General features: G+C 61.0%; 11 protein-coding genes. 1 reads left to right on the top strand and 10 read right to left on the bottom strand.

Annotation, left to right across the window (positions count from 1 at the left end):
* Both msrB and msrA read right to left on the bottom strand, forming a co-directional pair.
* Nucleotides 1–381, bottom strand: a 381-nt coding sequence (gene msrB, locus WBF74_RS10740) for a peptide-methionine (R)-S-oxide reductase (protein ID WP_424439382.1), incomplete at its 3' end; no start/stop codon positions are given.
* A gap of 25 nt (nt 382–406) precedes the next feature.
* Nucleotides 407–1,015 carry a peptide-methionine (S)-S-oxide reductase MsrA gene (gene msrA / locus WBF74_RS10735; RefSeq protein WP_424439379.1) on the bottom strand — a complete coding sequence of 203 codons (609 nt, stop codon included), beginning with the start codon at nt 1,013–1,015 and terminating at the stop codon, nt 407–409.
* A 163-nt stretch (nt 1,016–1,178) separates the two neighbouring features.
* Between msrA and WBF74_RS10730 the strand changes: the two genes are divergently transcribed.
* Nucleotides 1,179–1,976, top strand: coding sequence for a DUF2189 domain-containing protein (locus WBF74_RS10730; RefSeq protein ID WP_424439376.1), 798 nt, complete (start codon nt 1,179–1,181; stop codon nt 1,974–1,976).
* Here WBF74_RS10730 and ccoS read toward each other — a convergent pair.
* The 8 genes from ccoS to ccoN are packed head-to-tail and all read right to left on the bottom strand — an operon-like array spanning nt 1,973 to nt 10,038.
* A complete protein-coding gene (ccoS, locus tag WBF74_RS10725; protein ID WP_424439373.1) occupies nt 1,973–2,140 on the bottom strand; it encodes a cbb3-type cytochrome oxidase assembly protein CcoS in 168 nt (55 codons plus the stop codon). The two genes, WBF74_RS10730 and ccoS, sit on opposite strands and share 4 nt — an antisense overlap.
* A complete protein-coding gene (locus WBF74_RS10720; protein ID WP_424439370.1) occupies nt 2,137–4,395 on the bottom strand; it encodes a heavy metal translocating P-type ATPase in 2,259 nt (752 codons plus the stop codon). The genes ccoS and WBF74_RS10720 overlap by 4 nt, the downstream gene beginning before the upstream one ends.
* On the bottom strand, nt 4,392–4,931 hold the full coding sequence (locus WBF74_RS10715) for a FixH family protein (RefSeq protein WP_424439367.1): 540 nt from the start codon (nt 4,929–4,931) through the stop codon (nt 4,392–4,394). The genes WBF74_RS10720 and WBF74_RS10715 overlap by 4 nt, the downstream gene beginning before the upstream one ends.
* Complete coding sequence (gene ccoG / locus WBF74_RS10710; RefSeq protein WP_424439364.1) at nt 4,928–6,469, bottom strand: cytochrome c oxidase accessory protein CcoG; 1,542 nt, start codon at nt 6,467–6,469, stop codon at nt 4,928–4,930. Before ccoG ends, WBF74_RS10715 begins: the two co-directional genes overlap by 4 nt.
* Nucleotides 6,470–6,502: 33 nt before the next feature.
* A complete protein-coding gene (gene ccoP, locus WBF74_RS10705) occupies nt 6,503–7,387 on the bottom strand; it encodes a cytochrome-c oxidase, cbb3-type subunit III (RefSeq protein ID WP_424439361.1) in 885 nt (294 codons plus the stop codon).
* Nucleotides 7,384–7,605, bottom strand: a complete 222-nt coding sequence (locus WBF74_RS10700) for a cbb3-type cytochrome c oxidase subunit 3 (protein WP_424439358.1) — start codon at nt 7,603–7,605, stop codon at nt 7,384–7,386. The genes ccoP and WBF74_RS10700 overlap by 4 nt, the downstream gene beginning before the upstream one ends.
* 9 nt (nt 7,606–7,614) lie before the next feature.
* Nucleotides 7,615–8,343, bottom strand: coding sequence for a cytochrome-c oxidase, cbb3-type subunit II (ccoO, locus tag WBF74_RS10695; protein WP_424439355.1), 729 nt, complete (start codon nt 8,341–8,343; stop codon nt 7,615–7,617).
* Between the two features lie 12 nt (nt 8,344–8,355).
* Nucleotides 8,356–10,038 carry a cytochrome-c oxidase, cbb3-type subunit I gene (gene ccoN / locus WBF74_RS10690; RefSeq protein WP_424439352.1) on the bottom strand — a complete coding sequence of 561 codons (1,683 nt, stop codon included), beginning with the start codon at nt 10,036–10,038 and terminating at the stop codon, nt 8,356–8,358.
* Nucleotides 10,039–10,851 lie beyond the last annotated feature (813 nt).

Below are 10,851 nucleotides of genomic sequence, written 5' to 3'. Positions count from 1 at the left end.
ATGCACCTCTGTGCGCGTGACGAAGAGGCTCCGGTCTTCAGATGTTCCGATGGCATTGTCGAGCGGGGCATAGAAGCTCGGCCAGCCCGTGCCGCTGTCAAACTTTGTTTCAGATGAAAAGACGGGGAGGCCGCAACCCGCGCAGTGGAAAAGCCCCGCCCGTTTCTCGCGGTCGAGGGGGCTGCTGCCTGCACGCTCCGTGCCCTGGCCGCGCAGCACGCGATATTGCTCCGGTGTCAGCGCGCGTTTCCATTCGGCGTCGGATTTGGTGATCTCGAAGACTTCCTGCGCGGCACCTGCGCCGCCACCGCGGAAGGCAAAGCCGAATGCGGCGAGGGCTGCGGCCGCCGCTGTGCCGCCCAGAAACATGCGTCGTGACATCATCGGTGCCTCCTCAAAGCCCCGCTCAATGTTTGCCCGCTTCGTCTCCCCAAAGGCGTCTGAGCTGCGCGTCGCGCCCGCAGCGCCAGCGATAGTAAGTGTAGCGGGCCGGGTTCTTCAGGTAATAGTCCTGATGATACTCCTCCGCCGGGTAGAAGGCGGTGGCCTCGCGGATTGCGGTGACGATGGGTTTCGAGAAGCGGCCAGAGGCTTCCAGTTCCTGTCTCGACCTTTCGGCTTCTTTCTTCTGCGTCTCGTCGAGATAGAAAATGGCGCTGCTATATTGCGCGCCTTCATCGCAAAACTGGGCGTTTTCGCGCAGCGGATCGATATTCCGCCAGAAGATGTGCAGCAGGTCGCTATAGCTCACCTTTTCCGGGTCATAGGTGATCTTCACCGCCTCGATATGGCCGGTGCCGCCGCCTGAAACTTCCTCATAACTCGGGTTTGGCGTCTCGCCGCCAATATAGCCGGAGGTGGTGCTGAGCACGCCTTTTGTCTTGTCGAAGGGTGGCTCCATGCACCAGAAGCAGCCGCCCGCGAAGACGGCAACGGCTTCTTCCGCCTGTGCAAAAGCGGGTGCGCCTGCCAGGGCAAGAACCGCGAAAAGGAAGGTGAGCAGCTTCTGTTTCACGCCCGGTATCTCCTTCGGGATGCCCCCAAACTGGATCACGAGCGATTTTAAGCCCAAAGGGGCTGGCTGGCGCTTCACGTCTTCGAGAGAATTTCTCGCTTGGACGGGAAGACTATCGCCGTTTAGCATCAACCCTTGCAGTTTGCTTTGGGAGGAGCGGACGATGAGCCTGATGGCTGAGGCGGGCGGTACTGCGCATGCGGAGGGAGGAGCCCCTGTGATCGTGAGGGTCAGGGCGGATCAGCCCTGGCGCTGGCTTGAGGCGGGCTGGGCGGATATGCGCGCCGTGCCGGCGATCAGCCTTGCCTATGGCTCAACCTTCCTTTTCGTGTCGATCCTTCTTGCGGGTCTGCTTTTCCTTGGCGGGGCCAGTGCGCTGCTGCCGGTTTTCGGTGCGGGGTTCCTGCTTGTCGGGCCGATGCTGGCCGTGGGGCTTTATGAGGTGAGCCGCCGTCTGGAAGCGGGCGAGCGGGTCAGGCTCAAGGACGTGATCTTTGTCTCCAGCCGCAATCTCACCCAGCTTGCGCTGGTGGGGGGGATGCTTGCTGGTGCCTTCATTATCTGGCTTCAGATTGCAGGCTGGATTTTTGCGATCTTTTACGGCGCGGTCGGCATTCCGCCGCTTTCGGAATTCGCGCCCCTGCTACTGCTCAGCCCGCGCGGACTTGCGCTTCTCGCCATCGGCACGGCGGCGGGCGGCGTTCTCGCCTTCACGGTCTTCGCCATTTCGGTGATTTCCGTGCCGCTGCTTCTTGCGCGTGACATTGATGCGGTCACAGCCGTCATCACGAGTGTGAATGCCGTGCGCAAGAACTTCTGGCCGATGCTGCTCTGGGGCTGGATCATCGCGTTGCTCACCGCTTTCGGCATCGCGACGTGGTTTCTGGGACTTGCGGTAATCTTTCCGTTGCTCGGCCATGCCACATGGCATGCGCATCGCGCCGTGGTGGCGGAAGGCTAGTTCTTCCCGTCTTCTTCCGGCTCGTCCTCATCATCGAAAAGGATGCGCTCTGCCGCGCCTTCGAGATCGTCATATTGCCCGCTTCTCAGTGACCACATGAAGGCAGCGAGGCCGAGAAGGCCAAGCAGCAGTGCGGCGGGTATGAGAAAGAGGAGAATGCTCATGCGGTTGCGTGCCGCGGGGCAGACGCCTGCGCATCGCGCTGCGCTTTCTTGCGGCGGTTGAGGCGGAGCGAGTTCACGATCACGATGATGGACGAACTCGACATGGCAATGGCTGCAATGAGCGGCGTCACATAACCTGCCACGGCGAGCGGCACGGCAATCGCGTTATAGATCAGGGCGAGGCCGAAATTCTCAAAGACGAGGCGGCGCGATTTCCGCGCGACATCAACCGTCTCCACGATGGGCGCAAGCGGCACACCCTGAAAGATGAAATCGGCGGCGGTCTGGCTCGCATCGGCGGCGTCTGCCGGGGAGAGAGAGACATGAGCAGCGCGAAGCGCAGGCGCGTCGTTCAGCCCGTCGCCCACCATCGCAACCTTGTGGCCTTTCTTCGCGAGTTCTTCGAGCCGCGCAATCTTTGCATCAGGGCGCGCAGCCGCATGCCATGTCGTGATCCCGAGATCATCCGCAAGCTGCCGCACCGCAGGTTCACGGTCGCCGGAGAGAAGTTCAATCGCAAAGCCGCGTTCCTTCAGCGCCGCGATGACCTTCTTCGCGTCGGGGCGCGGCGTGTCTTCAAAACGGAAGCAGACGGGGGCTGCGCCTTCCTGCGCGAGCCAGATTTCCGAGCCGCCATGCGCGGTATTTGCTTCCGCGCCGGTGAAGCCTGCATTGCCGAGGCGGATCAGGCGTCCGTCAAGCTGTGCTTCCATGCCCATGCCCGGCACTTCCGTGATGTCGGTGAAGGCGGGCGCGGCCCCTTGCGCGGGGAGGCTTCTTGCATAGTCGGCAAGGGCGAGAGAGAGCGGGTGGCGGCTTGAGGAAGCAAGTGCTGCACCCAGCGCAAGTGCATCCGCCGGGATTTCATCGCCATTCACAAGGCGCGGTTCGCCAAGCGTCAGCGTGCCGGTTTTGTCAAAGACGAACGTGTCCACCTGCGCGAGACGTTCAAGCCCGTCTGCGGCTTTCACCAGCACACCCTGCCGGATGAGGCGGCCCGTCGCCACGACCTGCACTACAGGCACGGCAAGGCCGAGCGCGCAGGGGCAAGTGATGATGAGAACAGCAATCGCGTTGGTGAGCGCCGTTTCCCAATGCGCACCAAGCGAAAACCAGAGGATGAGCGTCGCCGCCGCCATGAGATGCACGGCGGGCGAATAGAAGCGCGCGGCGCGGTCGGCGATGCGCACATAACGCGCGCGGCCCTGCTCGGCCGATTCCATCAGCCGCACGATTTCGGCAAGCAGCGAGTCGTCGTCGCGCTTGGTGACGGTGACGGTGAGTGGCGCGCCGAGATTGAGCGTGCCCGCGAAAACATCATCGCCGCGCTTCACTGTTGCTGGCATGCTTTCGCCGGTAACGAGGCTCGTGTCAATTTCGCTGACGCCGCTTGTCACTTCGCCATCGGCAGGAATGCGTGCGCCGGACGCAACGAGAACTTTCATACCGGGTTCGAGATGTTCCACGGGCACGGAGCGGTGCGAGCCATCCGGCGCAATCAGCGTTGCCGCCGTTGCGCGCAGGCCGAGCAGGTTTTCTGCCGCGGAGCAGGCTTTCGCCCGCGCCTGCACATCGAGATAGCGCCCGATCAGAAGGAAGAAGAGCAGCGTCACGCTGGCATCGAAATAGACGTGATGCGCATTCACGATGGTCTGGACGAGGCTCATCGTGGTGGCGAGAATGACAGCAAGGGCGATGGGCACATCCATATTCATTCGCCCGCCGCGAATGGCTTTCAGCGCGGAACGGAAGAAGGGCTGGCCCGCATAGGCAACGGTCGGCAGCGCAATCAGCGCGGACACCCAATGGAAAAGGGAGCGCGTCGTCTCATCCATATCGGTGACGAGGCCCGACCAGACCGAGACGGAAATGAGCATGATATTGGCGGAGGCAAACCCCGCCACGCCGAGTGAGCGCAGCAGGAAGCGTCCCTCATTTTCGTCGAATGTACCGAGCAGCTTCGGATCGAAGGGAACGGCGGTGAAGCCTGTATCAGCGAGCGCGCGGATGATCGCGTCGGCGCGCAGCTTTGTCGGCTGCCAGCGCACGGCAACGCGCTTGGTTGAGAGATTGGCGCGGGCATATTCAACGCCGGGGAGACTTTTCAGCGCGCCTTCTACCTTGCGAAGGCAGCCTGCACAATGCATCCCCTCGACAACGAGGTCGAGCCGCGCTTCGCCTTCCGGCGTCTCGCGCACGAAAATGTCAGGGTCGATCCCTGCCCGTTCCCGGATGCCTGCGGCGAGTTCCGTCATTTCCCATCCTTGCTGCGAAGAATGACGCGCTGCTCCTCCACGAAAGTCTCTCCCTTCGGGCCTTCGGCTGCAATACGCACCAGCCAGTTGCCCGCATGGGCGAGGTCGAAGCGCGCGGTATAGAGGCCGGGGGCGGTTTCGGTCAGCATGGCTTCCCTGTCCTCGCCCTTTGTCACGGGCCGCCAGAACTCGCCCCGAACGGCGAGGCCCTGAAGCGGCACGCCATCCGCCGTTTCAAAGCGAACGCGGAGCAGGGCTTCATAGCCGTCGCCCGCCAGCAATTCGGTTTCGATGGTGCTTTTCCAGCCCATCGCCTTCTGCGCCTCCATGCGTTCCAGAAGGTGGTTATAGGCGCGGCCCTTCTGATAGGCGCCTTCGACTTCCACCCCGTCAAAGGTGGAAAGGGCGCGCCAGATCATCAGCGCGTTTACGGCGAAGATGATGCCGAAGAACAAGATGAAAGCAGCAAGAACACGCCGCCCCGTAAGCGGGCCGAATTTCCCCGAAGGGTGATAATCGGTGTTCTGTACAGTCATTTGATCGGGCCTTTGAAGCTGGTCTTCTTCGTTGCGGTCGTGCCGTTTTCAATGTCGGTCACGATGAAGGTGAACTCCGCCTCGCCCTTGTCTAGCTGCTTGAGCCGGTCGATGGGCAGGCTCACAAAGAAGCGCGCATTGACAAGCGTATCAGGGTTCACGCTCACAATCTCGTCATGCTCGCCGGTCAGGGCCGGGCGCGTCAGGGCGGCGCCTTCAAGCCCGTCGATGGAAATGCGGTAGCTGCGGGCGGAATGTTCCTTGTTCAGGATCTTCACCTGATAGCCATTGCGGATGCTGCCATCCGAAAGCGTGACAAAGAGCGGATTGCGATCGGCAATGACATTCGCCTCCAGCGTTGCGCGGTTCAGCAGCGCAAAGAGCATGACGGCGGCAACCAGCGTGAGAGCGATGGTATAAACAACAGTGCGCGGACGCAGCAGGTTGACGCGCGGCGTCTCGCCCGCCTGACGAAGCTCCTGATTGCGGAACGTGTCATAGGTGATGAGGCCGCGCGGGCGCTCCACCTTGTCCATGATTTCGTTGCACGCATCGATGCAGAGCGCGCACTGGATACATTCAAGCTGCATCCCGTCGCGAATATCGATGCCCATGGGGCAGGCAGCCACGCACTGGCCGCAATCGATGCAGTCGCCGCGGCCTTCCCAGCTCGTGCCCTTCTTGTGCGGTCCGCGCTTTTCGCCCCGGTCGGCGCGGTAGCTGACGAGAAGCGAATCCTCGTCGAACATGGCGCCCTGAATACGCGGCCAGGGGCACATATAGATGCAGACCTGCTCGCGCGCGATGGCGCCGAGAAGATAGGTGGTGAAGGCAAAAAGTGCGATGAAGAGCCAGGCAATGAGCGGCGCTTCAAAGCTGAGAAGCTGCGCGGCAAGCGTTGGCGCATCGGCGAAGTAGAAGACCCATGCGCCGCCCGTCGCAACGGCGATGAGAAGCCAGACAATGTGCTTGCCGACCTTGCGCGCGATCTTGTTGAAGCTCAGGGGTGATTTGTCGAGGCGGATGCGCGCCGCGCGATCTCCTTCAAAGAAGCGCTCCACATGAAGGAAGAGATCGGTCCACACCGTTTGCGGGCAGGCATAGCCGCACCAGACGCGGCCAGCGACGCTTGTGACCAGAAACAGGCCAAGCGCCGCCAGAATGAGCAGCCCCGTGACGTAGTAGAATTCCTGCGGCCAGATTTCGAGAAAGAAGAAGTAGAAACGGCGCGCGGGAAAATCGAGCAGCACGGCCTGATCGGGCAGGCCGGGCCCGCGCTCCCAGCGCAGCCACGGCGTCACATAATAGATGGTGAGCGTCACCGCCATGACGAGCCATTTGAGGCGGCGGAAGGTGCCGTGCACCAGCTTCGGATAGACTTTTACCCGGCTCTCATAAAGCGGGCGGTTCTTTTCCGAATTGACGGCTGTGTAGCGCTCCCCTTCCTCGCCATGGGGATTTCTTCCCGCTGCTGTTGCTGCAGCTTCGGCGGCAAGGCGTTCCAGTGGTGTGGCGAGGTTGGGGGCGATATCGGTCATTACTTGCTCGAGGATTTCTCCCCGGGCAGAGGCTTACTCCTCGCCTCCGCCCAGAGAATGCACAAACAGAGTGAGTGAACGGATAGTGGCCTCGCTCAGGCGTCCTTCCCAAGCTGGCATCGTGCCGCTGCGGCCGTTTGACACGGACTCAATGATGTTCGCCCGCTCGCCGCCATAGAGCCAGATCGCATCGGTGAGATTCGGGGCGCCCAGTTCGCGGTTGCCCGTGCCGTCGGCTCCGTGACAGGTGACGCATTGCGTGGCGAAGATCTCGCTGCCGCGGGTGGCGGCTTCCGCATTTTCCGAACGGCCGGAAAGGGAGAGCACATATTCCGCGACATCGGAGATTTCCGCGCGGCTCAGAATGCCGTCCCGGCCATAGGCCATCATGATGTTCTGGCGCGTGCCGTCATTCGCTTCCCAGCGGATGCCGTGGTTCACCGTGTACTGGATGTCTTCCAGCGTGCCGCCCCAGATCCATTCATCATCATTGAGGTTGGGGAAACCCTTGAAGCCCTGCGCGCCGGAGCCGTGGCAGGGCGCGCAATTATCGCCAAAGGCGGCGCGGCCGGCGGCAAGCGCAAGTTCCATCAGGGCAGGATCGGCTGCCACATCGCGCAGAGGCATTTCTGCAATCTGCAGCATGGCATCTGCGCGGCTTTCGACAATGCCTGCAAGCTCGCCCGTCACCACTTCGCGCTGTTCATAGCCGATAAGGCCTTTCGTGTAAGTCCAACCCTCATTGGTGATATAGGGCCATGCCGGCATCACCACCCAATAGGCGATGCACCAGACGATGGTAGCGTAGAAGGTGTAGATCCACCATTTGGGCAGCGGGTTGTTGAGCTCGCGGATTCCATCCCAGGAGTGGCCGGTCGTTTCAACGCCGGTCACGTCATCCTTGTGCTTTTCGCTCATGCTCCGGTCTCCGTATCCTTCTTGCCGCTATCGGCTTCTTTGCCGTGTTCCCCCGGTTCATCATCCCGGAGCGGAAGTTCGGCAAGGTGATCGAATGTCTTTTTGTTTGACGGGCGCAGGGCATAGACCAGCACGGCAGCAAAGAGCGCCACCATCAGGATGAGTCCGGCTGTGCCGAACCATGTCCTCACCACGTCATAGAGTGTTCCGCTGTCCAAAAGCCGCTCCTACTGACGGAAATCCGCGTTCTCATAGGCGTTGAAATCCACGAGCGTGCCGAGCATCTGCATATAGGCGATGAGGGCATCGAGTTCGGAGATCATCTTCGGGTTGCCGTCAAAGTCGCGGGCCTGCGCCTTGGGATAGCGCTGCATCAGCTCATCCGTATCAGCGTCCGGCGTTGCCTGCGCTTCGAGGTCGGCGCGTGCATTTGCAATCGCGTCCTCGGAGTAGGGCACGCCTGCGAGGGCGAGGGCGCGCAGACCGTTTTCGATGTTGCGATAGTCGAGCGCGCGTTCTGCGAGGAAGGGGTAGCCCGGCATCACGGATTCCGGCACGACGGAGCGCGGCTCTGCCATGTGGAGGCGGTGCCACTCATCGGAGTATTTGCCGCCAACACGGGCAAGGTCCGGCCCTGTGCGCTTCGAGCCCCACTGGAAGGGGTGGTCATACTTGCTTTCCGCCGCCAGCGAGTAGTGCCCGTAGCGTTCCACTTCCGATCGCAGCGAACGGATCATCTGGCTGTGGCAGTTGTAGCAGCCTTCGCGGATATAGATGTTGCGGCCTGCCAGTTCGAGCGGGCTGTAGGGACGCACACCTTTCACATCCTCGATCGTGCTCTTGATGAGGAAGGTCGGCACGATTTCGACAAGGCCGCCGATCGCAACCGTGATGAGCGTCAGGACAAGGAGCAGGATCGAGTTCTTCTCGATCTTTTCATGTGTGAATTTTGCCATGACCTTATTTCCTCACTCGGCGGGTTGCGGCATTGCGCCAGTGGCAGGCGCGCGGGCGGGGAGGGGCTCGCTCTCACGGATGCGGCCCTTGATGGTCATCCAGCAGTTGTAGACCATGATGAGTGCGCCCAGCAGGAAGAGCACGCCGCCCAGGGCACGGATCAGATAGAAGGGGTGCATGGCCGCGACGGTTTCCGCGAAGGAATATTCGAGGAAGCCCTGCGCGTCATAGGCACGCCACATCAGGCCTTGCAGAATGCCCGACACCCACATCGAGGTGATGTAGAGAACGATGCCGAGCGTCGCGATCCAGAAGTGCCAGCTCACAAGCGTGTTCGAGTAGAGGCGCTCACGCTTCCAGAGCCACGGGATCAGGCAGTAAATCGCACCGAAGGAAATGAAGGCGACCCAGCCCAGCGCACCGGAATGCACATGGCCGATGGTCCAGTCGGTGTAGTGGGAGAGCGAGTTCACGGCCTTCACCGACATGACCGGGCCTTCAAAGGTGGACATGCCGTAGAAGGCGACCGAGACGACGAGCATACGGATCACGGGGTCCGTGCGCAGCTTGTCCCACGCGCCCGAAAGCGTCATCAGCCCGTTGATCATGCCGCCCCAGGACGGCATCCAGAGCATGATGGAGAAAGTCATGCCGAGCGTCTGCGCCCAGTCAGGCAGGGCGGTGAAGTGCAGATGGTGCGGGCCCGCCCAGATATAGATGAAGATCAGCGACCAGAAATGGACGATGGAGAGGCGGTAGGAATAGACCGGCCGCTCCGCGCGCTTCGGCACGAAGTAGTACATCATGCCGAGGAAGCCGGCGGTCAGGAAGAAGCCCACCGCATTATGGCCATACCACCACTGGATCAGCGCATCCTGCACGCCGGGGAAGAGCGCATAGCTCTTGGACGAGCTCCATGTCTCGGGGATCGCGAGGTTATTGCCGATATGCAGCATCGCGATGGTGACGATGAAGGCGAGGTAGAACCAGTTCGCCACATAGATATGCGGCTCCTTGCGCTTGGCGAGGGTGCCGAGAAAGACCGCGAGATAGGTGACCCAGACAATGGTGAGCCAGATATCGGCATACCATTCCGGCTCGGCATATTCCTTGGACTGGGTGACGCCCATCAGATAGCCGGTGGCAGCGATCACGATGAAGAGCTGATAGCCCCAGAAAACGAACCAGGGGGCGATGTCGCCCGCAAGCCGCGCGCGGGAGGTGCGCTGTACGACATAGAAGGAGGTTGCGATCAGCGCGTTGCCGCCAAAGGCGAAGATCACCGCTGATGTATGCAGCGGGCGCAGCCGACCGAAATTCAGGAAATCCGTGTCAAAGTTGAGGGCCGGATAGGTGAGCTGGAAGGCGATGACGACGCCGACCAGGAAGCCGGCCACGCCCCAGAAAAGTGTTGCAATGGCACCGGCCTTCACCACGCCATCGGCATATCCCGTGCCGTCATCGGCAAGGGGCCGCCCGCTCGTCGCATTCATATGGCGCTGGCCGATCGCCATGACGCCTGCGAGGAAGGCAAAGACGAAGATCCAGGCATGGACTGCCATGGGAGCGTCTTGCGCATTGGCGGCGATGGCGATGAATAGGATTGATCCGGCAATGAGAGAGAGCATCACGGCCCATGCCGACAGGGTCATCGTGCCTGGGGGGGTGGTGCCCGGCGCGCTCGATACCGCCATTTCCAGCTTTCCTTGTTATTGGTTGCCTCGGTGCCGGACGGCAGAACGGGCCTCGGCATTCCAGCCCCGGCCCGAATGTCCAGCTTACAAAAACCTTATCATGGGTATGGGTTTGGGGAATATCCGGCAGCTTGCCGCGCTGCAAAATGTCACATTGAGCCAGCTATCAAGGGGACGACGAGGGCAACCGGTAGCGCCGGGCATGGCGCGCAAGCATTCGCGGAGTGACAGGCCGCATTAACCAAGAGTTCTGCGGCGTGTCAGCAAGATGAGCGCCGATTGTTCCAACAATACATGCAGTTTCAATGCTTTTGTCATAAAGAACCCGCTGTCAGCTTCGAATTTTTCCACAATTAAGCTGTGCCAAAGCGGCATGTCGTGATAATTGAAACCGCCCGTACCCGGCGAACTGGTCCGGCGAGCTGGATTGCGAAATTCGTAAAAAGGCGCTATCCCGCGAGCGCCAGACCGGCCCGAACAGGCAAAGCCGTGGTGTGTCGCCACTGGCATCACAAAAGGAACGCGTCGTTCCATTTGCACTAGAAAATGAAAAGAAGAGCCGAAGCTCCGGCCGTAACGTAAAAACCTTCGATGCACTCAACTTGCAAAAGGGTGCTGATCCCACGGGGAGGTTATTTTGCAGCGTATTGAAAATTTCGTATTCGGTCTGCGTGCGCCGATCCTGATCCTTCTGCTGGCCTTCACGCTTGTGATGGGCTTTTTTGCTTCGCAGCTCCGCATGGATGCGGGCTTCACGAAGATGCTGCCGATTGGCCACCCCTATATCGAAACCTTCTTCGAGTATTCCGAGGG

Source organism: Parvibaculum sp. (assembly GCF_049672805.1).
In the GTDB taxonomy this organism is placed as follows: domain Bacteria; phylum Pseudomonadota; class Alphaproteobacteria; order Parvibaculales; family Parvibaculaceae; genus Parvibaculum.
This window is presented reverse-complemented; position numbering and strand designations above follow the sequence as displayed.